15 protein-coding genes and 1 tRNA gene are annotated in these 22,840 nt (G+C 52.8%); 8 read left to right on the forward strand and 8 right to left on the reverse strand.

The features are described from left to right. Nucleotides 1-148: 148 nt before the first annotated feature. Complete coding sequence (locus LDL70_RS00955; RefSeq protein ID WP_225686053.1) at nt 149-2,176, forward strand: sensor histidine kinase; 2,028 nt, start codon at nt 149-151, stop codon at nt 2,174-2,176. Nucleotides 2,177-2,205: 29 nt separating this feature from the next. Here the strand turns inward: LDL70_RS00955 and cueR are convergent, their stop codons facing one another. Next, nucleotides 2,206-2,661 (reverse strand): Cu(I)-responsive transcriptional regulator, encoded by a 456-nt coding sequence (gene cueR, locus LDL70_RS00960; protein WP_225686062.1) that lies wholly within the window; start codon nt 2,659-2,661, stop codon nt 2,206-2,208. A 272-nt stretch (nt 2,662-2,933) separates the two neighbouring features. Here cueR and LDL70_RS00965 point away from each other — a divergent pair, with 272 nt between their 5' ends. Beyond that, entirely contained in the window at nt 2,934-4,370 is a 1,437-nt protein-coding gene (locus tag LDL70_RS00965; protein WP_225686070.1) for an aldehyde dehydrogenase family protein, read from the forward strand. Nucleotides 4,371-4,422: 52 nt separating this feature from the next. Here LDL70_RS00965 and LDL70_RS00970 read toward each other — a convergent pair whose 3' ends face one another. After that, on the reverse strand, nt 4,423-5,376 hold the full coding sequence (locus LDL70_RS00970; RefSeq protein ID WP_225688286.1) for a VOC family protein: 954 nt from the start codon (nt 5,374-5,376) through the stop codon (nt 4,423-4,425). 218 nt (nt 5,377-5,594) lie between these two features. Between LDL70_RS00970 and LDL70_RS00975 the strand changes: the two genes are divergently transcribed. Beyond that, entirely contained in the window at nt 5,595-6,314 is a 720-nt protein-coding gene (locus LDL70_RS00975) for an MgtC/SapB family protein (protein ID WP_225686071.1), read from the forward strand. 24 nt (nt 6,315-6,338) lie between these two features. Here the strand turns inward: LDL70_RS00975 and LDL70_RS00980 are convergent, their stop codons facing one another. The 3 genes from LDL70_RS00980 to LDL70_RS00990 form a co-directional block, all read right to left on the reverse strand. Further along, nucleotides 6,339-8,201, reverse strand: coding sequence for a DUF1565 domain-containing protein (locus LDL70_RS00980; protein ID WP_225686073.1), 1,863 nt, complete (start codon nt 8,199-8,201; stop codon nt 6,339-6,341). 250 nt (nt 8,202-8,451) lie between these two features. Beyond that, nucleotides 8,452-8,528: transfer RNA gene (locus tag LDL70_RS00985), tRNA-Arg, on the reverse strand. A gap of 188 nt (nt 8,529-8,716) precedes the next feature. Continuing rightward, nucleotides 8,717-10,414, reverse strand: coding sequence for a HAMP domain-containing sensor histidine kinase (locus tag LDL70_RS00990; RefSeq protein WP_175576051.1), 1,698 nt, complete (start codon nt 10,412-10,414; stop codon nt 8,717-8,719). A 333-nt stretch (nt 10,415-10,747) separates the two neighbouring features. Here LDL70_RS00990 and LDL70_RS00995 point away from each other — a divergent pair, with 333 nt between their 5' ends. The 4 genes from LDL70_RS00995 (at nt 10,748) to LDL70_RS01010 (ending at nt 17,508) form a co-directional block, all read left to right on the forward strand. Beyond that, nucleotides 10,748-11,911: a PfkB family carbohydrate kinase gene (locus LDL70_RS00995; protein ID WP_225686081.1), complete on the forward strand. Its 1,164-nt coding sequence runs from the start codon at nt 10,748-10,750 to the stop codon at nt 11,909-11,911. Between the two features lie 40 nt (nt 11,912-11,951). Further along, complete coding sequence (locus tag LDL70_RS01000) at nt 11,952-12,869, forward strand: pseudouridine-5'-phosphate glycosidase (RefSeq protein ID WP_225686083.1); 918 nt, start codon at nt 11,952-11,954, stop codon at nt 12,867-12,869. A gap of 293 nt (nt 12,870-13,162) precedes the next feature. Further along, nucleotides 13,163-14,302 (forward strand): efflux RND transporter periplasmic adaptor subunit, encoded by a 1,140-nt coding sequence (locus LDL70_RS01005; protein ID WP_075654125.1) that lies wholly within the window; start codon nt 13,163-13,165, stop codon nt 14,300-14,302. Next, nucleotides 14,299-17,508, forward strand: coding sequence for an efflux RND transporter permease subunit (locus LDL70_RS01010; RefSeq protein WP_225686085.1), 3,210 nt, complete (start codon nt 14,299-14,301; stop codon nt 17,506-17,508). Before LDL70_RS01005 ends, LDL70_RS01010 begins: the two co-directional genes overlap by 4 nt. Before the next feature lie 36 nt (nt 17,509-17,544). Here LDL70_RS01010 and hydA read toward each other — a convergent pair whose 3' ends face one another. After that, nucleotides 17,545-19,041 (reverse strand): dihydropyrimidinase, encoded by a 1,497-nt coding sequence (gene hydA / locus LDL70_RS01015; RefSeq protein WP_225686095.1) that lies wholly within the window; start codon nt 19,039-19,041, stop codon nt 17,545-17,547. Between the two features lie 94 nt (nt 19,042-19,135). Next, nucleotides 19,136-20,386 carry a Zn-dependent hydrolase gene (locus LDL70_RS01020; protein ID WP_225686096.1) on the reverse strand — a complete coding sequence of 417 codons (1,251 nt, stop codon included), beginning with the start codon at nt 20,384-20,386 and terminating at the stop codon, nt 19,136-19,138. A gap of 354 nt (nt 20,387-20,740) precedes the next feature. On the opposite strand from LDL70_RS01020, the gene LDL70_RS01025 reads away from it, so the two are divergent. Further along, on the forward strand, nt 20,741-21,409 hold the full coding sequence (locus LDL70_RS01025) for a TetR family transcriptional regulator C-terminal domain-containing protein (RefSeq protein ID WP_370637737.1): 669 nt from the start codon (nt 20,741-20,743) through the stop codon (nt 21,407-21,409). A gap of 117 nt (nt 21,410-21,526) precedes the next feature. Here the strand turns inward: LDL70_RS01025 and preA are convergent, their stop codons facing one another. Further along, entirely contained in the window at nt 21,527-22,840 is a 1,314-nt protein-coding gene (gene preA, locus LDL70_RS01030; RefSeq protein ID WP_225686098.1) for an NAD-dependent dihydropyrimidine dehydrogenase subunit PreA, read from the reverse strand.

Genomic DNA, 22,840 nt, shown 5'->3' on the forward strand with positions numbered 1-22,840 from the left:
CTGCTTTTTTACTGACTTGCTATGATGAAATAATTTTTTTATGTTTGGTCAAAGATTGCGACTATCGTTCTTTGTTTGACTGTCATCAGAACGGGTTTTCCCGTAAAATGACCGGCATCTGCACTGAACCGATCAGGGAGAGGCAGATTTGAAGCGACATCTCACGCTATTTGCGCTCGCTCTGTTGCTTCCTCTGATTATTTTGGTCGGCTTTTTTCTATGGCTTCTGGTTTTGCAGGAAAGAAGTCATATTGAAAATCAGGCTTTTGATGTTACCCAATCCCTCGCCGTTACAATCGACCGTGAGGTCTATGGCCTTCAGCGCGCCGCTGAAATAATCAGCTATTCCAATATTCTGAAGAATGGCCGTTTTGATATTCTCCAAACGACCCTGCATGATATGGCGCAGGAATTAAACATCAATATTACGGTCTATGATCCTGAGGCGAAGCTGCTGGTTGCCTCGGATCCTGCACGGGTCGGTGATCTGCCGCTGCTGACAAAAACAGATCTTGCGGCTGCCAAAGCGGCAGGCAAACCCTATGTCACCGGTGTGCGGCGTGCTCATGAAAATACACCCTACTGTTTTACGGTGGTTCGTCCGGTTTTTGTTGACGGGAAAATCAATTATTTTCTGGCGCTGAGCATGGAAGCACAGCGCATTACCGATCTTTTAAATTTGAGCGGTATATCCAAAAACTGGATTGCGGTTGTGGTGGATCAGAATGATCAGGTTCTGGCGCGTAATAATAACAGCAATGATTATACGGGGCAGCTGATACCGGATAAATTACGTGCAGAAGCCACAGATAAGCAGGGGCGTTGGCGCGGACAGATTCTCGATGGCAATCAGGTGGCCGGTTATTATATCCGTTCGCCGCTGAGCGACTGGCGCATTGCGATCGGTGTTAACCGCTCAGAGCTGAACTGGCCGGTTTGGGTGGCTTTTGCCTATTTTATCATCCTGTTACTGGGCACATTATTGCTGAGTGCCTTGCTGGCAGGGTTCTTCGGACGCCGGATTTCGAAGCCGGTCAGAAAACTTGCCGCACAGGCTATGGCTGTGGGGGATGTGCAGGCGATTAAGCCGCTGGGCTCGGGTATTCGCGAGCTGGATGTTGTCAGTGAGGCATTGATACAGGCTGATAAGCGCAACCGTGCGAAAGAGCTGAAACTTCTGGAAGCGCAATTGCGCCTGCAAATGGCGCTGGATGCCGGTAATATCGGTGTCTGGGAGTATAACCCAGAAGATGCCGAAGTCAGCCTTGATGGCCGTGCCAGCCACATGCTGGCATTTAAGGACAGGCGTAAAATCAATTTTGTTACGGATTTTATGCCTCTCGTCCATGAAGAAGATAAGCTGCGCGTCGAAACTGCTTTGAGCAACGCGCTGACATCAGGCGATATTGTCCGCGAGACTTTCCGCATCCGCGATACGGAACAACCGCATCCGGTCTGGGTCACGGGTATCGGCAGGCGTATCTATACGGATATCGGAAAACCTTCGGTTCTCGGGCTGATTGTGAATGTGACCGCTGAACAGCTGGCGCTGGAGCAGCGGGAAGTGGTGGCGCAGGAGCTGAACCACCGGCTGAAAAATATGTTCGCGGTGATTATCAGCCTGATGAGCTTGTCCGCACGGGGCAAAACGGATGTGCAGGATTATGTCGGCCAGATGCGGGAGCGCATGACAGCGCTGGCCGGTGCATTTGAGCTGACCTATCAGAAAACACCCGCTGTTACGGGGCAGCATAGCACGATCTCACTGAATGAATTGCTGACCCGCCTTACGCAGCCTTATGTCTTTTCCGATTTGGAGCGCATTTCCATAGAAGGCGATGCACTTTCATGTCCCGTTGCCCATGTCACGCCGATGAGTCTGGTGTTTCATGAATTGATGACCAATTCCGTCAAACACGGAGCGTTGTCAGTGCCGCAGGGACATGTTCGCATCGAACTATCCGCATATGAGGATTTTATGCGGATTGAGTGGCGGGAGACCGGCGGGCCGCAAATTATGCAGGAACCGTCACAGCGTGGTTTTGGCTCCCGTCTCAAACAGCTCAGTATTGATGTGCAGATGCGCGGCTCGTTTAAGGAAATATGGGATAAAAACGGCCTTGTTTTTGTTATTGAACTGCCATTGCCTGATATGCCTTCAGAAAAGAGCGCATAAAACAAAAGCGCAGAATGGTCAGGAAAAGATCAATGCGGGTGCTGTTTCCTGGCGCTGCTTTTTGAGCTGCCGGTTTTCTTATTGAGCGTCATCTGATTTTGCAGCGACAAAGCATTGATGATTGCGCAATCCGGATCATTATCGCCATGGCAGCGGTCAGCCAGCTTCTGCAATGTATCGGCCATAGAGCGCATATCAGCGATCTTGGTTTCCAGTTCAGCCACATGCGCCAGCGCAATCTGCTTCACTTCGGAAGATGCGCGCTGATCGTTACGCCAGAGATTGAGCAATAATTTAATTCGTTCCAGCGACAGGCCGAGATCGCGGCACTGACGGATGAAGCGCAGATTTTGCACATCACGGTCGGAATAGACACGATAGCCGGAGGCCGTGCGGTCAGCCGCATCAATCAGGCCGATGGATTCATAATAGCGGATCATCTTGGCTGAAATGCCGGATGCTTTTTCTGCTTCGCCGATAATCATGATTGCTCCGCTCCGTTTCTTGTCTTGCCATTTATATAGGGTGCGCAGGGCTTTATCAAAGATGCTGTGCGGAGATAAAAAATATTAGGTGATGACAGGTGCACGTTTTTCCTGTAGATACTGATATATCAGTATCATTCCGAATGAGCATCGCTTTATGAGGCCTGAACCATAGTCATAATGCTTTAAATGATATTAGTTTGATGCATCATATATGGCATGGTGCTGGCGGAACGAGTGACCGGCTATTCGCAAAGGGGAGTTTGCAGAATATGACATTGCATAAGAATTTGATTGACGGCGAATGGGTTGGCGGCGAGGCGATCCCGAATATCAGCCCGTCTGATACCAATGATGTGGTGGGTGAATATGCCCGCGCATCTCAGGCCGATGCGCTGAATGCGATTGCCGCGGCCAAAGCTGCATTTCCGGCCTGGTCACGTTCCGGCATTATGGAGCGCCATGCAATCCTGCGCAAAACCTCGGATGAAATTCTGGCGCGCAAAGAAGAGCTCGGCCGCTTGCTGGCACGCGAAGAGGGTAAAACCCTGCCGGAAGCCATTGGCGAAACCATGCGTGCCGCACAGATTTTCGACTTTTTTGCCAATGAAGCGCTGCGCCTTGCCGGTGAAGTTCTGCCATCCGTGCGCCCGAATATCGGTGTGGAAATCACCCGCGAACCGGTTGGTGTGGTCGGTATTATTACCCCGTGGAACTTCCCGATTGCTATTCCGGCATGGAAGATTGCACCGGCTCTTTGCTACGGGAACACCGTGGTGTTCAAACCGGCTGATCTGGTACCGGGCTGCGCCCATGCAATCGTCGATATTCTGCACCGTGCGGGCCTGCCAAAAGGCGTTCTCAATCTGGTGATGGGCAAGGGCTCGGTTGTTGGTCAGGCCATTCTCGACAGCGCTGATGTTCATGCACTGACATTCACCGGCTCCACGGGCACCGGTCAGCGTGTTGCTGCGGCTTCGATCATCCATAACCGCAAATTCCAGCTGGAAATGGGTGGTAAAAATCCGTTTGTTATTCTGGATGATGCAGATCTCGATGTGGCCGTCGAAGCGGCACTCAATTCGTCTTTCTTCTCGACCGGTCAGCGTTGCACCGCGTCTTCCCGCCTGATTGTGCAGGACGGTATTCATGACCGCTTCGTGGATGCACTGGTTGCCCGCATGAAGACGCTGGTGATTGATGATGCGCTGAAATCCGGCACCCATATTGGTCCTGTGGTAGACGACAGTCAGCTGAAGCAAGACTTGGATTATATTGCACTGGGTGCGCAAGAGGGTGCCAAGCTGGCCTTTGGCGGTGAGCAGCTGGAACGCAGCACACCGGGCTTCTATCTGCGTCCGGCCTTGTTCACAGAGGCGACAAACCAGATGCGTATTTCCCGCGAGGAAATCTTCGGCCCTGTGGCCAGCGTCATCCGCGTTAAGTCCTATGAAGAAGCGCTTGCAACCGCCAATGACACAGCTTTTGGCCTGTCTTCCGGCATTGCAACAACCAGCCTGAAATATGCCACGCATTTCAAACGCAATTCCGATGCAGGCATGGTGATGGTCAATCTGCCAACCGCAGGCGTGGATTTCCACGTACCGTTCGGTGGTCGCAAAGGCTCCAGCTATGGTTCGCGTGAGCAGGGTCGCTACGCGGCGGAATTCTATACCACCGTCAAAACCGCCTATACGCTGGCAGGCTGATGTAACGGGCGAGAAATAAAAAGCGGAGAGGGAAACCTCTCCGCTTTTTTGTTTAGTCCAGCGCTTTAAGATTGCGTTCAATCGCAGCGCGGCGACCTTCAAGGAACGGTGGCAGAGAGAGGCTCTCTCCCAGACTTTCCATTGGCTCATCGCTTGCAAAGCCCGGCCCGTCTGTCGCGATTTCAAACAACACACCATTGCCTTCGCGGAAATAGAGCGAGCGGAAATAAAACCGGTCGATCTCGCCGGAAGAGCGGATCTTGTGGTCATTCAGTACACGCAGCCACTCCTGCATACCGGCTTCATCCGGTGTGCGGAACGCGACGTGATGGGCAGCACCTGCACCTTGTTGCGCGGCAGGCAGATCAGGCTGCACGGCTACATGCAGCTCAGCCGCTGGCCCGCCTTCACCCATTTCATAAACATGGACATGACCCTGACCATCCGGTGAGGCATAGTCACGGGTTTTGCGCATATTCATCAGCTTGATGAGAAAAGGCTCCGTATATTTCAGATCCGGCACACTGATCGTGATCGGGCCGAGGCCGCGGATCTGATGATCTGCGGGAACAGGGCTTTTCTCCCAAGGATGCGATTCACCGGTTTTACTGTCGTCCAGCAAACGGAAACGCTGACCTTCGAAATCCTCAAAATCCAGAGAGGCGCGTCCGTCGATAAGCTGAATATCACCAGCCTGAACATGCGCATCACTCAGTCGCTTACGCCAATATTCCAGCGAGTCCTGACCGGAAACGCGCAATCCAGTGCGGCTGATGGAATGGGTGCCGCGTTTTTCCGGCGCAGTCGGCCAGTCGAAGAAAGTGAGATCAGAGCCGGGGGAGGCCTGACCGTCGGCGTAAAACAGGTGATAGGCACTGGTATCATCCTGATTGACGGTTTTCTTGACCAGTCGCATCCCGAGAAGATCAGTGTAGAATTTCTTGTTTTCTTTCGCCTGTGCGGTGATCGCAGTCAGGTGATGAATACCTGTCAGGTTGGGTGACATCATATCCTCCTATACCGGTTTGCAGATTGGAATGATCCGGCTTGTTGATCTTCCATATAGAGCGCTGCCTTGCCGGAAACAGGGACAAAGTCAGGACACTGCGTCTTGCGGGCGGGGCGGGTTCTGCTGCCGATGCTGTTTACACGCAGCTATGCGGAATATTCCCTTCATATAGCTGAGATACGCCGCTGTTATCAGAAGGAAAAACGAGAGAGATTATGAGTTCTGTTGAAAGCCTTCTGCATACATTCGTCAGTCTCACGGCCGCGTTTATACTCGGCGGTATGATTGGTTTTGAGCGGCAATGGCGTCAGCGGCTTGCAGGGCTGCGCACCAATACGCTTGTGGCGCTTGGCGCCGCTACTTTCGTGCTTTTTGCCTCGCTGGTTGACGGTGATACCAGCCCGACGCGCGTGGCAGCACAGATCGTTTCCGGTATCGGCTTTCTGGGCGCAGGCATCATTTTCAAGGAAGGTTTTAATGTTCGCGGGCTGAATACCGCCGCGACTTTATGGTGCTCGGCGGCAGTCGGTGTTATGTGCGGCGCGGGTTTTTATCTCCATGCAGCGATTGCCGCCTTATTTATCATCAGCGTCAATTTGTTTCTGCGGCCTCTGGTACATCTGATTGACCGGCAACCCGCCAGCGGTGGTGAGTTCGGCACCCGCTATGCTGTCAGTATTGTCTGTATGGGCGATGCCGAAGCGCATGTGCGGGCTTTGTTGCTGCGGGATCTCGGCACTGTCCTGCATATTCAGGATCTGGAAAGCACCAATATTGAAGACAGCAATCGCGTTGAGGTCAATGCATTGTTTCGTGCCGATAATAATCAGGATCCGCTGCTGGAGCAGATTATCGGGCGGCTGAGTCTCGAGCCATTGGTGACATCGGTACGCTGGCGCTATGTTGCTGCCGATGACGGGGATAAGGACTATTAGCCGGACTATGTTTTTTGTGTTGTTTTATTCAACATGCTCATAGGCGCCTCTGTCGATCAATGTGCCGGTGATGCGCGGGTTCATCGCAAAATCCTTGATGCCTGTGGCAGGAAATCCTGTTGTCGCAGTAAATTGGCCATTGTTTCTGCCCGGAGAACCTGCAGCGAGGCGGAAATCTGAAGCACTGGCATTGATGAAGGCAGGATTACTTATGATGCTGCCTGTATCACCGCTGACAGCAGTGAATGTGTTGAAATTATTGGGAGATGTGCTGTCATTGTAGTAATTTGTATTGTTCCAGAACCAGCGTGTATAGCTGCTGCCGGATGTTGTGTAATATAAATTATTGGCAAGCTTCACTGTGTCCGGCACTGAAGGAATAAAGCTGGTGATTGCATAACCCTTTGTTCCGGCAAAGAGAATATTATTGCTGAAATTTATATTACTGACATTGTGACCGAGCTGAAACTCACCGGAATTGATGCCTGAAATGTCACGGTTATTATTCTGATACAGAGTATTGTTAGTGATTGAGATGTGAGCAGCACCGCCCGATTGTGTTGCATCATAGCCGCCTGTAAGAATGCCGGCATTTCGGTTAAAGCGGATAAGATTATTGCGCACCGTCACATAGTCAGTCAGTTTGCCCGGATTTTCGCTGAGCAACCATATTCCACCGTCATTCGCATCGGTGACATTGCGTTCAACGGTAATATTCTGCCCGCCATCAACATAGATACCAATCGCAGAAGCTACAAAGGTCAAAGCCTGATTGCCTTCCACTGACAGATTGGTAACTTTGTTCTGTGCAATCCAGCCGTTTCTGGCGCGGTTATAGTCCACACGGTTGTTGCCGTAATAGCCGGTCGCATCAATGCCTATAAAATTATTGTCGTGTACCAGATTGTTGGTGACCTGCCAGCCGTCAACATTGCCGCCAATGGTCAGGGATTCACTGGTTCCGGTTTTCAGATTATACAGCTCATTCCCGTCCACGATGACATTCTGTATCGGTACTGGCTGCTGTCCGTAGACGGCTATGCCCAAAGCATTTGCATTGCCGTTTGCAGGCAGATTATTCGCCTCAATGCCGTGAATAACATTGTCTCTGATCTCAATATATTTTCCGGTGCCCTGAGCAAGAACGCCAATGGCAATGAATTCCGTGTCGGATTTGTAGTTGCGGATTTCAAACCCTTTAATGCGTATATAGCTGGCGCTGTTGAGGCTGATGAGGCCGCGCATGCCATAGGGCTCTGTGATCAACCCGCTGCCGTCAATGATTGGCTTTTCATCAGCATATCGAGTGAGTGTGATAAAACCACTCTCCGCAGAACCTGACTTATTGAATGTCACTGTCTCATTATAGATACCGCCGCGCACAGCGATTGTGTCACCGGCCTGTGCCTGATCGACAGCATGCTGAATGCTGCGCCATGGTGCAGAATAGCTGCCTGAATTGCTGTCTGCGCCTGTGGTCGCGACATAATAAATTGTTCCGGTACGGCTATAGGCAACATTACAAATCTGGAAATTAGCAATTTCCGTTTCATCTGCCACGGAGACGGCGGAAATAGTGACATTGACAGATTCGTCCATATTGGCGGGAGCGGTATACAGGCCGGAATTTGTTATGGTTCCGATTGCGGGCGCGCCGCCTTTTACTCCGTCAACCATCCAGATGGTGTTATTCTCAGATGCCGGCATGTCTGCTGCCTGAAACTGCTGTTTTTGCAGTGCTTGCATCGGCTTGCAGTCCGGTGAAGTGCTGGCAGTGGCTGCCGGTGTATTTTGCAGGATGATTGTCGCTGAAAAAGCGACGAGCAGGCCTCCAGCCACATATTTATGATTTGAGATCGCTGATTTCGTATTTTTCAAAATAAACAAAAAGCGCATCTCCTGAGAATCACATTGTAACGAATATTTATTGTTGCGAATGCGAGCAGGGCGGAGAAATATTTTTGATATTCAACAGAGGAAACAACACGCGTCAAGGTGATTCGAGTGAGTTATCCGGAGATGCGTATCTGAACTCTATGTGCTTGTAATAAGCACAGCGTATAACGCATGAAACTATTAAATGTGACAGGAGTTTTTCTGATCTTCAGAAAGTCAACTTCTCAATTTTGAGAAGGAGTGGCGCACCCGAAAGGATTCGAACCTCTGACCCCCAGATTCGTAGTCTGGTGCTCTATCCAGCTGAGCTACGGGTGCTTGCCCTAGAACCGCTCCGTTTCGGTGCGGTAAGCGCTCTCTAAAGGGTTCTGTTTGGCATTGCAAGGGCTTATGATGAAAAACTTTCAGAAATTTGTATTTTTTTTGAAGGCTGGGGATAAATATAAGAAAACCACGCGATTGCGTGGCTTTCCTGAAGGCGTTTTTCGCGCAGAGCGTTGAAATAATTACACCATATTGCGTTGTGAGCGTTGAAACGGTGGCGGATAGACAGGCATATCAGGGATACGAATCTCAAATAATGCACCGTCTTTGTAATCGTCACGCAATTCTATGGTGCCGCCATGGGCACGAACCAGTTCCTGAGCAATAACCAGCCCCAATCCGGTGCCGTCACTGCGTGTTGACCCGCGAAAAGCGGTGAACAGATTGTCCCGCGCTTTCTTGGGCAGGCCGGGGCCGGTATCCGCCACGGCAATATAACAGGTATTGCCTATGCGCCATGCGCTGATGGTCAGGCATTTTTCGGTTTCCGGCTGCCGGTGATAGGTGCCCATTGCCTGTACCGCATTGCGGCAGAGATTGTTCAGCACCCGCAGCATTTGTTCTTTGTCAATATAGGCTTCAAAATCGACGGGAACCATATTGCGGAAGGCAATCTGTACATCCGATGGAAGCACTAACATGTCTTCCACTTCATGGATCAGCGGACGCAACAGGCGTTGCTGGCGAACCGGCACAGCTTCCTGTGTGCGGCCGTAAGCGATCACAGTCTCGGAATAGGTGATGGCGCGGTTCAGCGTCCGGATGAGCTTCGGTGAGAAGCGTTGCACAACCGGATCATTGGTATCGGCAAGACTGTCCGACATCAGCTGTGCTGAGGCCAGAATATTACGCATGTCGTGATTGATCTTGGAGACGGCCAGACCGAGATCGGCCAGATGTTTACGCTCCTGAAACAAATGCTGCAGATGTGTCTGCATCTGTGCCAGCCTGTTCTGGGCATAACCAAGTTCGTCTTTGCGGCAGGAGCCGTCAATAATCAGCGTTGGATCATCCGGTTTCTGGCCGAAAGCAAACATATTCTCATACATATGGCCGACAGGGCGCAGCAGCAGACGGTGAATGATGAAATAAATCAGCGCGGCCGCGATCAGCGAAATCAGCAGCGATATGGCAGCAATAATACGGGAGTTTTTGATCAGCCTGTTATGCAGGGCATTATCGCTCATCACAAATTCAACCGTGGTGCCGCTGTAATCGGGCGGGCCTGATACCTGCATTGTCTTATTGCCGCCGCTGGTCAGAGTGAGCAGGGCTCCCCAGAAATCACTCAGCGGTGTTGCTGTTGTCAGATCAATATATTCATCGACCTGTACGGCCTCCGGTGAGGCAGCCAGAACGCGGCTGCTGCCATTACGGGTGACTGTAATGGATTGTGCGCCTGTGGAGCGCAGTAACTGATCCTGAATCTGCAATTCCAGCGTCGTGTCCGGATTCGCATCGAGCAATAACAGGCTGGAAGTGGCAATCATGGTATGTTTGGCATTCAGCCATTGATTGCGCATATTCGCCAGTGACGGCGCAAGAATGATAACTTCGGCAATCAGCACGGCCAGAATTGTCATCAAAAGCAATTTACTGGAAAGGCGGTGACGCAGCGGAATATGCAGGTCATCGGGATCATTCGCAGTAAAATCCGATCCGGTATTGGTGAAGACCGGCGGGATACTTGTACTTAAAGGTGCATTGGCGGCAATCGCGGAGAGGGATGTTTGGGTGCCGGATGTCGCGCCGTTACCTTCCGCAGTCAGATCAGCTTGCTCACGGCTGCGCGCCTGTAATTCCTCGGCGCGCTTCTTTTCTGATTCTGCAGAGGCTTTGTCAGCAGGCCTTTGAAAATCCTTGCTTTTCATAAAGGTCATTTCACCCATCCGTCAGGCTGACAGGTTGTTCCTGTCCCCCGTCTCCACCCACGGACCAAAACAGGCGATCGCCCGGGTCACGGATTGTACAGTTGCATAAATATGCCTGACCGCAAGCCTGTCCCCACAAAGGCTAAAATCCTGCAAGTTTGTAATATAGGCGCTTTAAGCCAAAATTTCAAATTTTCGTGTGGTGTTTATTTATCGTGAGGTGATGAGGGAGTTTTCCCTGAAGAACGTTAAAACAAAAGTTTTTATTTTAACATTTGTTTGATTATCTGAAGTTGCTCTGCTATATGGCTCCCATCAGGACGATTGAAACGGAGAATGGCAATGGTGCAGGGCGATCAGGATGTGAATCAGTCAGCGAAGGCCGGTGCGCAAAATCTGCAGGATCTCTCCGCGCAGGAACGTGCTGTTCTGGAGATGATTGTCGCTAATCCTTTTGTCGGTCAGCAGCAGATTGCCGATGCGCTGAAACTGGCGCGTTCTACTGTTGCTGCTCATATTGTGCAGCTGACCCAGAAGGGTTTTGTTCTCGGGCGTGGCTATTATCTGCCGGAGAACAAGCGCATCGTCTGTATTGGCGGCGCGGTCTTTGATCGTAAATATCATGCCCATGCTCCTCTTATCAGCGAGACCTCCAATCCGGTCAGCGGTTATCGCAGCCATGGCGGTGTTGCCCGTAATGTCACGGAAAATCTGGCGCGGCTCGGCGTGAATATCGGCTTCGTCTCTATTCTTGGCGATGATGAAACCGGGCGCGCTATTCTTGATCATCTGCGCCTGCTTGGTGTTGATGTCAGTCGTGCGATTGTGACCAATGAAGCGCCGACTGCTGAATATGCTGCCATTCTGGGGCCGGATAATGAGCTGGCACTCGGCATTGCCGATATGGGCATTTTCGACCTGTTCAAGCCTGAAACGCTGGAAACTGTATGGCCGCATCTGGCTTCGGCTGACTGGGTTTTTGCCGATTGCAATCTGCCGCAGGCAACATTGGAAACCTTGCTGGCGAAGAAAACCGGCAGCCGTTTCCGTTTGGCTGTTGATACGGTTTCCGCACCGAAAGCACTGCGTTTGCCTCAGGATCTCAGTGGTGTTGATCTGCTGTTTCTCAATCTGGATGAGGCGCATAGCCTGTTGCGCCACCCTGCGGGCACACCACGCCTGACAGCAGAGCAGGCGATCAATGCCTTACATGCGCGCGGCGTTGCCAAAATCGTCATGACCATGGGTGCTGGCGGTGTTCATATCGGCGATGAAAGCGGTATCCGGCATATTGCCAGTGTGCCTGCGCAGCCGGTGGATATTACCGGCGCGGGCGATGCGCTGATTTCCGGCACGCTTTATTGTCTGCTTGACCGGAAGGAGCTGCCCGATGCAGTGCGCACCGGTACTTTGCTGGCCACGCTGACAACCGAAAGCGACGCAAGTGTCCATCCGGATTTGTCTGCACATTTTCTCGAAGCGAACCTTCATCGTATTCGCGACTGATTTATCTTCATTAAACTCCCTCAGAAAGGCTGCTCCAGCTATGACCCGTTTGACTATGCATTTCAGCGATGAAGTCCGCGCCGCTCTTGATAAAGGCGCACCTGTTGTTGCTCTTGAATCCACGATCATCACCCATGGCATGCCTTTCCCGCAGAATTTGGAAATGGCGCGTAATGTTGAAGCTGTAATCCGTGAAAACGGTGCGACACCGGCAACTATTGCTGTGCTCAAAGGTGAAATCCATGTCGGCCTCGGTGATGCTCAGCTGGAACAGCTTGCACAGACCACCGATGCGGTGAAAACATCGAGCCGTGATCTGGCTGCTGATATGGTGCAGGGTCTGACTGCCGGTACTACTGTTTCCGCAACTATGCGTATTGCTGCGCTGGCCGGTATTGAAATCTTCGCTACCGGCGGCGTTGGCGGTGTGCATCGCGGTGCGGAAGACAGCTTCGATATTTCCGCCGACCTGAACGAACTGGGCATGACCAACACCACTGTCGTTTGCGCCGGTGTGAAATCCATTCTCGATATTCCGAAAACCCTTGAATATCTTGAAACCCAGCGCGTGCCGATTATTGCGCATGGCAGCGATGATTTTCCAGCATTCTTCACCCGTTCGAGCGGTTGTAAAGCCGATCACCGCCTGAACAGCGCGGAAGAGATTGCGAAAGCGATGGCGCTGCATCATGCGCTTGGTTCCGGCACCGGCATTCTGATTGCCAATCCGATCCCTGAAGAAGATGCGCTGACACCGGAATTTATTAACGGCACGATTGAAGCCGCTGTTAAAGAAGCTGCCGATCAGGGCGTTGGCGGTAAAGATGTGACACCTTTCCTGCTGGCGCGCATCAATGAACTGTCGGAAGGCCGCAGCCTGAAAGCCAATATTGCGCTGGTGCTGAACAATGCCAAACTGGCAGCCCGTATGGCCGTTGCTTATAAAGCCATCGTATAAAAGACAGTATCCTATTGAGTTCAGCGGGCGGAAACATCGTGTTTCCGCCCGTTTTGTTTTGTCAGACCTATGTCATGGTAAGGTCTTATTAACCATATCGGCTCATCTCAGAGCGTGAGACGTGGTTTAAACAGGGCCGGATACCGGTTTTACGGGCTTTCCGGCACTTTGCCGCAACAGGATTACAGAAATTTAATTAGACCTGAGGCCGCAGATTACGCATTTTAAGAGCAGAATGCAGCGAGCCTGTCTGTGCAGGCAATTAACTCAGGTTGCGGCAAGATCGGAAGATAATGAAAAACTGGAAACAAATCACGGTTTGTTTGGTCGTGGCTGCCGCCGCCTTCGGGGGCTGGAGCTGGTATAATACTGAACGTTCCGCGACACAGGCCACCGGCGGCGCACCGGCAGCAGGGCAGAGTGGCGCGCGCAACGCGCCTTTAGTGGTTGTAAAGCCAGCCCAGAAACAGGTCGTCAATGACAAGCTGAGTGCTATCGGCAGCGGTGTTGCGCTCAATACGGTTGCGGTTTCGCCTTATTCAAGCGGAACTATACGCCGGTTTCTGGTGAGTGCAGGCACCACCGTCCAAAAAGATCAGGTCATTGCCGAACTGGATGCGGAAACAGAACAGATTGCCGTTGAGAAAGCACAGGTACTGCTGAAAGACGCGGAAATTACACAACAGCGTATGGCAACTTTGCGGGCATCGAATACGGCAACGCAGGTACAGGTTGTTGCGGCAGAGCTTGCTCTGGCCAATGCAAAACTGGCTGTGAAGGATGCGGAACTGGCGCTCAGCCGCCGTTCGGTGACAGCACCGATTGCCGGTATTGTCGGTATTCTGCCGGTGGACGCAGGGAATTATGTAACATCCTCCACCACCATCGCCACGATTGATGACCGCTCAAAGCTGCTGATTGATATCTGGGTACCGGAACGGTTTGCACCGCAATTGCGGTTGGGGCAGGCCGTGACAGCAATGCCGACGGCTCTGCCAGGCAAAAGCTTTCAGGGGCAGGTCAGCGCTATGGATAATATGATTGACGCGGCCAGCCGGACTTTGCGGGTGCGTGCGGAAATTACCAATCCGAGCGATGTGCTGCGTGCCGGTATGTCTTTTACCGTGACTATCCTTTTCCCCGGCGATCAATATCTGGCGGTTGACCCGCTGTCTGTGCAGTGGGACGGCGATGGTTCTTATGTCTGGCGCATTACCAAAGATGGCAAAGCCGAGCGTGTTGCTGCACGGATTATCCAGCGCAATGCCAATGCAGTGCTGGTTGATGGTGCACTGGCTGAAGGCGATACGATCGTCACCGAAGGCGTGCAGAATGTGCGTGAAGGCGGCAATGTGACGATTAAGGGCGCGGGCAACACCGCCAGCCCGAAAGAACCGGCCACAGCGCAGGCAAACAGTAAACAGGCAGGATGATGATGAATTCTGACAAATCATCCGCTGAAACAAATACAGTGACTGAGGATGTAACCGGCGCTGAAGAAATAGGCGGCGGGCATAATCCGCAGACTGGCGGTTTTACGGCATTGTTTATCCGCCGTCCGGTTTTTGCTTTCGTGCTCAATGTGCTGATTGTGGTAGCAGGACTTGCGGCTCTGAGCGGCGTGGATATCCGCGAATTGCCGGATGTTGACCGTCCGGTTATTTCGATCAGTACCACGTTTGACGGTGCATCTGCCGAAACTGTTGACCGTGAGGTCACGCAGGTTCTGGAAAACGAAGTCGCGCGTGTTTCCGGTGTGAAGAATATTTCTTCAACCTCATCATTCGGCCGCAGCCGTGTGACGGTTGAATTCAATGACGGCGTGGACATTAATGTCGCCGCCGCTGATATGCGTGACTCGATCTCGCGCGTGGCCAACCAGATGCCGGAAGAAGCCGATGCATCGCGTATCATCAAGGCGGATTCCAATGCTGATGCGGTCATGCGTCTGGCAATCGCATCTGAAACGCTCAGCGTTGATGATATGACGGTGATTGTGGAAGATCAGATCGTCGATGTGCTTTCCGCCGTGCCCGGTGTGGCCGATGTGGAAACCTATGGTGACCGTGATAAGATTTTCCGTATTGATATCGACCATAAACGTCTGGCCAGTTATGGCCTGACCTTTGCCGATGTCAGTTCGGCACTGGCTTCTATGGCTTTGGATCAGCCCGCCGGATCGCTGCGCAGTGCATCTCAGGCGATTGTGGTGCGGGCCACAGCATCGGTTTCCTCGCCGCAGGATTTCGAGAATATCATTATCAAAGGGCAGACCCGCATCCGCGATGTCGCCAATGTCACGCTGGGGCCGGATATTGAAAGCTCGGCAGTGCTCAATAATGGCCGTAACAGTATCGGCCTTGGCATTATCCGTCAGGCTCAGTCCAACACCTTGGATATTTCGGACGGTATTCGTGCGGAAGTCGAGCGCCTGAATAAGACATTGCCGGAAGGCATGACAATGCGGGTGACCAGTGATGATGCGAACTTCATCCGTGGTGCGATGCATGAAGTGGAAATCGCGCTGACCGCAGCGATCCTCATTGTCATTGCTGTTATTTATATGTTCCTGCGCGATATCCGCGCGACACTGATCCCGACTGTTTCCATTCCGGTGGCGCTGGTCGGTACTGTGGCGGCGATTTATCTGGCAGGATTTTCGATCAATATTCTGACCCTTCTGGCGCTGGTTCTGGCAACCGGTCTGGTGGTGGATGACGCGATTGTGGTGTTGGAAAATATTGTCCGGCGTCGGTCGATGGGGCTGGGGCCGCGTGCGGCTGCGGTGCTTGGCACAAAAGAAGTGTTCTTTGCGGTTATCGCCACAACACTGACACTGGTGGCGGTGTTTGTGCCGATTTCCTTCCTGCCGGGACAGGCCGGCGGCTTGTTCCGCGAATTCGGTTTTGTGCTGGCAATTGCCGTGCTGCTGTCCTCCGTAGTGGCGCTCACACTGTGTCCGATGCTGGCTTCGCGGTTTCTGACCGCCGAAAGCATCGCCCATGAAACCGGCGCAGATAAACCGCGCGGACTTGTTTATCGTATCAGTGCGGGGCTGGCACAATTCTATCGCCGCAGTCTGCATTGGTGCCTTAATGCGCCGTGGATTGTGGTTGCGGCTGCTCTGGTCTTCGCCTTCTTTTCATTAAGTGCCTATACGACTTTGCGTCAGGAACTGACCCCGAATGAGGATCGTTCTGCGGTTATGCTGCGTATTTCGGGTCCGCAGGGCATCAGTATTGATTTCCTGCGTTCGCAGCTCGAGCAGATTGACGTGGCGCTCAAACCGCTGCGCGATAATGGCGAGATTGTAAATTCCTATGCTATTGCCGGTTCCGGCGGTGCGTCCAATAACGGCTTTATGGTGCTGACACTGGCCGACTGGGCAGAGCGCGACCGTAAGCAGCAGGATATTGTTGCCGATATTAACAAGCGTCTGCGTCCGATTACCGGCGTGCGTGCATTTACTCTGCAGCCAAACAGCCTCGGTATTCGCGGTGCCGGCAATGGTCTGCAATTCACGCTGGTCGGCAATGATTATGCCACGATCCAGCCGGTCACCCGTGTTTTGCTGGCCGAGATGGAAAAAGATCCGCGCTTCCAGCAGCCGCGCCTGTCGGTGGACGCAACGCAGCCGCAGCTCTCGGTACAGATTGACCGCGAGCGGGCATCGGATCTCGGTATTGATATTACCGGCCTTGCCAATGCGGTGCAGTCGGTGCTCGATGGCCGCAGGATCGGCGCTGTCTATATCGGCGACCGTTCCTATGACGTGAAGATGATGGCGACGTCCAATCCGATCAATGATCCGACGGATCTGGAAAATGTCTTCATGCGTACCGGTGACGGCCGTTATGTCTCGATGGCAACCATTGCTTCGGTACGGGAAATTGCGGTGCCGCCGCAGCTGGCGCGTGAACAACGCCTGCGCTCCATTGCGATTACCTCAGGTCTGAGCAGTGATTTTGCTCTGGGCGATGCTTATAAAACCGTACAGGAACTGGCCGCTCCATTGCTGCCTGCTGGTGTGCAGATGGTGCCGCTGGCAGAAGCGGCAACTTTGGGTGAAACCTCGACCGGTCTGTTTCTGGTATTTGGCTTTGCGGTGGTGATTATTCTGCTGGTTTTGGCCGCGCAGTTTGAGAGCTTCGTCAGTGCGCTGATCGTTATGGCGACCGTGCCGCTGGGATTGGGCTGTGCCATTGTGGCGCTGATCCTCACCGGCACGAGCCTGAACGTGTATAGCCAGATCGGGCTGGTTTTGCTGGTCGGTATCATGGCGAAGAACGGTATTCTGATTGTGGAATTTGCCGATCAGTTGCGCGACCGTGGTCTGTCTTTGCGGGAGGCGGTGGAAGAAGCATCGAATATCCGCCTGCGTCCGGTCTGTATGACGATGATCTGTGCGGTGCTTGGCGGTATTCCGCTGGTCATCGCTTCCGGCGCCGGTGCGGAAGCCCGTATCGCGCTGGGCTGGATTATTGTTGGCGGCCTCGGTCTGGCAACCATTGCCACACTTTATGTGACACCGGTTGCCTATCTGCTGCTTGGCCGTTTCACCAAGCCGAAAAGCGATGAAGAAAAACGTCTGGATCGCGAGCTGGCTCATGCGGCCACGCTGGAAATGAAACCGGAGTAAATGAAAACGGCGGGATAAATACCCGCCGTTTTTATTTCACACACCAATCGGCATCAGTGCCGGATCGCGTTCCACTTTGCGTGGTGCGACGACTTCCTTCCAGACCGACAAAGCCTGCTGTTGTGGTGTATTCGGCGCCCGCTCAATAAAGCGTCCGTCACCGGGCTCTGCCAGAATTTTACCCTGCGCATAGGCAACGCGCCCGCCGCTGATGGTCATGCGTGGCAGGCCGGTCACTTTCATACCTTCAAACACATTGTAATCAATCGCCGAATGCTGATGCTTCGCCGAGATTGTCTTGCTTGCATTCGGATCCCAGATGATGAGGTCGGCATCCGAACCCTCCAGCACTGCCCCTTTGCGTGGATAAATGTTGAGAATTTTCGCCGCATTGGTGGAGGTGACAGCGACAAATTCATTCTCGGTCAGACGACCGGTGCGCACACCTGTTGTCCATAGCACCGGCAGACGTTCTTCCAGTCCTGCGGTACCGTTGGGGATTTGGGTGAAATTGCCAACACCGTGGCGCTTTTGTTCGGTGGTGAAAGCGCAATGGTCAGTGGCTACACATTGCAGGCTGCCTGCGCTTAAACCCGCCCATAGACTGTCCTGATTGATCTTGTCGCGAAATGGCGGTGACATCACCCGCCGTGCCGCATAGTCCCAGTTTTTATTCTGATACTCGCTCTCATCCAGTGTCAGATGCTGGATCAGCGGTTCGCCATAAACGCGCATGCCTTTCTGGCGCGCACGGCGGATGGCTTCATGCGCCTGTTCGCAGGAAACATGCACGACATAGAGCGGCACGCCTGCCTGATCGGCAATCATGATGGCGCGGTTGGTGGCTTCGCCTTCCACTTCCGGCGGGCGGGAATAACTATGCGCTTCAGGCCCTGTATTACCTGCTGCCAGCAGATTTTGCTGCAATTGCGCAACAATATCGCCGTTTTCCGCATGTACGAGCGGCATGGCGCCGATTTCGGCACAACGGCGGAAAGAGGCGAACATCTCGTCATCATTGACCATCAATGCGCCTTTATAGGCCATGAAATGTTTGAATGTATTGACGCCGCGTGCCACCACTTCCGGCATTTCATTATAGCAGCGTTCGCTCCAGCCGGTGACGGCCATGTGGAAGGAATAGTCGGTGCGCGCTTTGCCTGCTTTCTGAAACCAGTCCTGCAAGGCTTCCAGCAAATTGCCCTCCGGTGAAGGCAGCACAAAATCCACCACCATTGTGGTACCGCCGGCCAGTGCCGCAGCGGTGCCGCTGTCAAAATCATCGGAACTGTGGGTGCCCATAAACGGCATTTCCAGATGGGTGTGGGGATCAATGCCCCCCGGCATAATCAGGCAGCCATAGGCGTCAATTGTGGTGTCGCCCTGTAAATCATGGCCGATAGCGGCAATTTTGCCGTCTGCAATCAGAACATCCGCATCGTAAGAGCGGTCTGCGGTAACGATTTTACCGCCTTTAATCAGTGTGGTTTTGTTATCTGCCTGTGACTTGGTATGCGATCCGGAATATGACATTGTTCGTTTCCCCTTATGGTTTTTTGCGAACAGATGCAGATTGATCGAAAAGGTTAAAGGCTCCGGCACAAATGTCTCATGCCGGAGCAGGTATTTATACGATTTCAGCGGTTTCCAATGCTGCATGCAACAGCACATCAGCGCCATTGCCGGCCCATTCTTTGGTGATGTCCTCGGCCTCATTATGGCTCAGGCCATCAACGCAAGGGCACATAATCATGGCCGATGGTGCGACCTGATTGATCCAGCAGGCATCATGACCGGCACCGGATATAATATTGCGGTGTGAGAGACCGAGACGCTCGGTTGCCTGACGGATGGTCGAGAGGCAGGTCTCGTCAAAGGAAACCGGATCAAACGCGCCGACTTCTTCAATCTGATAGGTCAGGCCGATTTTCTCACAGATTTCAGCAACGGATTTCTCCAGTTTCTGCACCATTTTGGCGAGTTCTGCTTTATCCGGATGACGGAAGTCGGCGACAAAAACAGCCGTACCGGGAATGATATTGCGGGAATTCGGGCTGATATGGGCATAGCCCACGGCACCAACACCATTCGGTGCGTGCTCCCATGCAATCTCATCCACACGTTCGGTGATACGTGCCATACCAAGCCCTGCATTCACGCGTTTGCGCATCGGTGTTGAGCCGGTATGGGCTTCTTTACCGGTGAGCGTAATCTGCAACCATTTCAGCCCCTGACCGTGGGTGACAATACCGATATCCAGTCCTTCATCTTCCAGAATAGGCCCTTGCTCAATATGTAACTCGTAATAGGCTTTGATCGGGCGTTTAGTTGTCGGGATTGAACCTTCAAAGCCGATGCGTTTCAGCTCGTCGCCAACGGTTTTACCGTCCGCATCCGTGCGGGATTTCGCCCATGCCTCATCAAAGAGACCGGCGAAGACACCGGAGGCCAGCATCGCAGGGGCAAAACGGGCACCTTCTTCATTCGTCCAGTTTACCACCTCGATCGGATGGCGGGTTTTAATGCCGAGATCGTTGAGGGTGCGCACCACTTCAAGCCCGCCGAGGACACCGAGCACACCGTCAAATTTACCGCCGGTCGGCTGTGTATCCAGATGGCTGCCGAGCATCACCGGCGGCAAGGACGGATCACTGCCCTCGCGGCGGGCAAACATATTACCCATTGTATCGATGCCCATAGTCATACCGGCATCTTCGCACCATTTCTGAAAAAGCAGCCGGCCTTCACGGTCTTCATCGGTCAGGGTCTGACGGTTATTCCCTGTTGAAATGCCGGGGCCGATTTTGGCCATATCCATCAGGCTGTCCCAGAGGCGGTCAGCATTGGTTTTGAGATTGCTGTTCAGATGCGTGTTCATGTCTGTTTCCGTATGCGGTCTGTATTAATCATGATAAGTTCATAAAGGCGCGGGGAGACGGCATGTGGATTTCCTCCTCATTCAGCGCATCGTGAAAGATGATGCGTTTTGGCGTAATATGCGCAGCCTTGTCAGAGGCCGGACAAAAAGAGCCTTGATTGTTTCCCCAAAAACACGTTGATTACTGCTCCGTTCTGTTGCGGAGTATTTTATGAAACCGGCTTGTTTCCGTTGCTGGAAACCGGCTGCTGTATCATCCACTAAAATCCGTTCAGGACAAGAGAATATCGGTGGCCGAATTTGCCTGTAACGCATTATATTTGCAGGCAGTATGAAAATGCGGGGAAGAGCAGCATGGTACGGAAATCTAAATCGGCTAAAGACATTTCCGTGATGCAGCAGGAACAGCCTGAAAGCCTGTCGCGTATTCAGGAAATGAACCGCAAACTCATTCTGGAAGCGGCACTGGATGTGTTCTCCACCTATGGTTTTCGCGGTTCCACCATCGACCAGATTGCACTGAAATCCGGCATGTCGAAGCCCAATCTTCTGTATTATTTCCGCCGCAAGGAGGAGATTTATACCACGGTTTTGCAGCAAACGATGGAAGAATGGCTGGCTTCGATGCAGGCCATTGATCCGCAGGGCGATCCGCTGGAAGAACTTGGCACTTACATCCGTAACAAGATTGAAATGGCGTTCCGCAATCCCGCTGCATCGCGCCTCTTTGCCAACGAAATTATGCATGGCGCACCGGCGATCGGTACTTTTCTGCAAGAGGATATGCGCAGGCTGGTGGATGAAAAGGCTGCGGTGATAGGACAATGGATGGATGAGGGCAGGCTGGCCAAAACCGATCCGCATCATCTGATCTTTACGATCTGGGCAACGACGCAGCATTATTCTGATTTTGAAACACAATTGCGCGCCGTGCTTGGTGAGAAATTTGATGCGCCGGATTGTTGTGAAAATACGGTGCAGGCTGTGAGCGCTATTCTGCTTAATGGTATCCGTCCTCGTTAAACAGAGAGGGGTTAAACAAGACGGGGTTAAGCGGGGAGGAGTAGCGGCAGAAAATTCTCTGCCGCTCTCTGTTTTACGGGCTGTGATGACTGCCTGTCTTGTCACCGTTTACCGCTCCTATTCTGCCGCCTGTTTGTGTTTTGCCATCGGATTGTTCGGATGGGTTGTCCAGTTGGCATAATCAGGGCTGATCGGTTCTTTGGTGCGCGGATCAATACCGGAAACCTGCTCCATGGTGATACAATCCTGCACAGGACAGACGCTCACGCAGAGATTACAGCCGACACATTCCTCATCAATCACCTCAAAATGGCGCACGCCATCCACCATCGATGTGATCGCCTGATGGGAGGTATCCTCGCAGGCAATGTGACAGCGGCCGCATTTGATGCAGGCATCCTGATCAATCCGCGCTTTGGTGGTGTAATTGAGGTTGAGATATTGCCAGTCGGTAACCTGCGGGGTTGCGCGGCCGCGGAAATCATCCAGTGACTGATAGCCTTTGCTATCCATCCAGTCGGACAGACCGTCGATCATTTCCTGCACAACCTTGAAGCCATAGGTCATAGCTGCCGTGCAGACCTGAACTGTGCCGCAACCAAGCGAGATATATTCCGCTGCATCGCGCCATGTGGTGATGCCGCCGATACCGGAAATCGGTAATCCGCGTGTTTCCGGATCGCGGGCAATTTCCGCCACCATATTGAGCGCAATCGGTTTGACCGCAGGGCCGCAATAGCCGCCATGGGAACCGCGTCCGTCAATGCTTGGTTGCGGGGCAAAATTGTCGAGATCAATGGAAACAATAGAATTGATGGTATTGATGAGCGATACCGCATCGGTTCCTGCATTTTTTGCAGCACGTGCAGGCATACGGATATCGCTGATATTCGGGGTAAGTTTGGTGATAACCGGCATGCGGCTATATTGTTTGCACCATTTCACCACCATCGCTACATATTCCGGCACCTGACCGACGGCAGCGCCCATGCCGCGTTCGCTCATACCGTGCGGACAGCCGAAATTCAGTTCAATCCCATCGGCGCCGGTTTCTTCCACCCGTGGCAGAATGGCCTTCCATGCTTCCTCTTCGCAGGGCACCATGATGGAGGCGATCAGAGCGCGGTCAGGCCAGCGGCTTTTCACCTCTTTCATCTCGCGCAAATTGACTTCCAGAGAGCGGTCGGTAATCAGCTCAATATTGTTGAAACCGAGCAATCGGCGGTCGGCACCCCAGATAGCACCATAGCGCGGCCCGTTGACATTGACGACCGGCGGGCCTTCCGCACCCAGCGTTTTCCAAACAACACCACCCCAACCGGCTTTGAAAGCACGTTCCACATTATAGGCTTTGTCGGTTGGCGGGGCAGAAGCCAGCCAGAACGGATTGGGTGAACGGATACCGAGAAAATTCGTGGTCAGATCAGCCAT

Source organism: Pseudochrobactrum sp. XF203 (assembly GCF_020341615.1).
GTDB lineage: Bacteria > Pseudomonadota > Alphaproteobacteria > Rhizobiales > Rhizobiaceae > Pseudochrobactrum > Pseudochrobactrum saccharolyticum.

Excerpts from the sequence above, each read along its gene's own strand:
- cueR (WP_225686062.1), bottom strand. The coding sequence starts at position 2,661 with ATGATTATCGGCGAAGCAGAAAAAGCATCCGGCATTTCAGCCAAGATG.
- LDL70_RS00965 (WP_225686070.1), top strand. The coding sequence starts at position 2,934 with ATGACATTGCATAAGAATTTGATTGACGGCGAATGGGTTGGCGGCGAG.
- LDL70_RS00970 (WP_225688286.1), bottom strand. The coding sequence starts at position 5,376 with ATGTCACCCAACCTGACAGGTATTCATCACCTGACTGCGATCACCGCA.
- LDL70_RS00975 (WP_225686071.1), top strand. The coding sequence starts at position 5,595 with ATGAGTTCTGTTGAAAGCCTTCTGCATACATTCGTCAGTCTCACGGCC.
- LDL70_RS00990 (WP_175576051.1), bottom strand. The coding sequence starts at position 10,414 with ATGACCTTTATGAAAAGCAAGGATTTTCAAAGGCCTGCTGACAAAGCC.
- LDL70_RS00995 (WP_225686081.1), top strand. The coding sequence starts at position 10,748 with ATGGTGCAGGGCGATCAGGATGTGAATCAGTCAGCGAAGGCCGGTGCG.
- LDL70_RS01000 (WP_225686083.1), top strand. The coding sequence starts at position 11,952 with ATGACCCGTTTGACTATGCATTTCAGCGATGAAGTCCGCGCCGCTCTT.
- LDL70_RS01005 (WP_075654125.1), top strand. The coding sequence starts at position 13,163 with ATGAAAAACTGGAAACAAATCACGGTTTGTTTGGTCGTGGCTGCCGCC.
- LDL70_RS01010 (WP_225686085.1), top strand. The coding sequence starts at position 14,299 with ATGATGATGAATTCTGACAAATCATCCGCTGAAACAAATACAGTGACT.
- hydA (WP_225686095.1), bottom strand. The coding sequence starts at position 19,041 with ATGTCATATTCCGGATCGCATACCAAGTCACAGGCAGATAACAAAACC.
- LDL70_RS01020 (WP_225686096.1), bottom strand. The coding sequence starts at position 20,386 with ATGAACACGCATCTGAACAGCAATCTCAAAACCAATGCTGACCGCCTC.
- LDL70_RS01025 (WP_370637737.1), top strand. The coding sequence starts at position 20,741 with ATGGTACGGAAATCTAAATCGGCTAAAGACATTTCCGTGATGCAGCAG.
- preA (WP_225686098.1), bottom strand. The coding sequence starts at position 22,840 with ATGGCTGATCTGACCACGAATTTTCTCGGTATCCGTTCACCCAATCCG.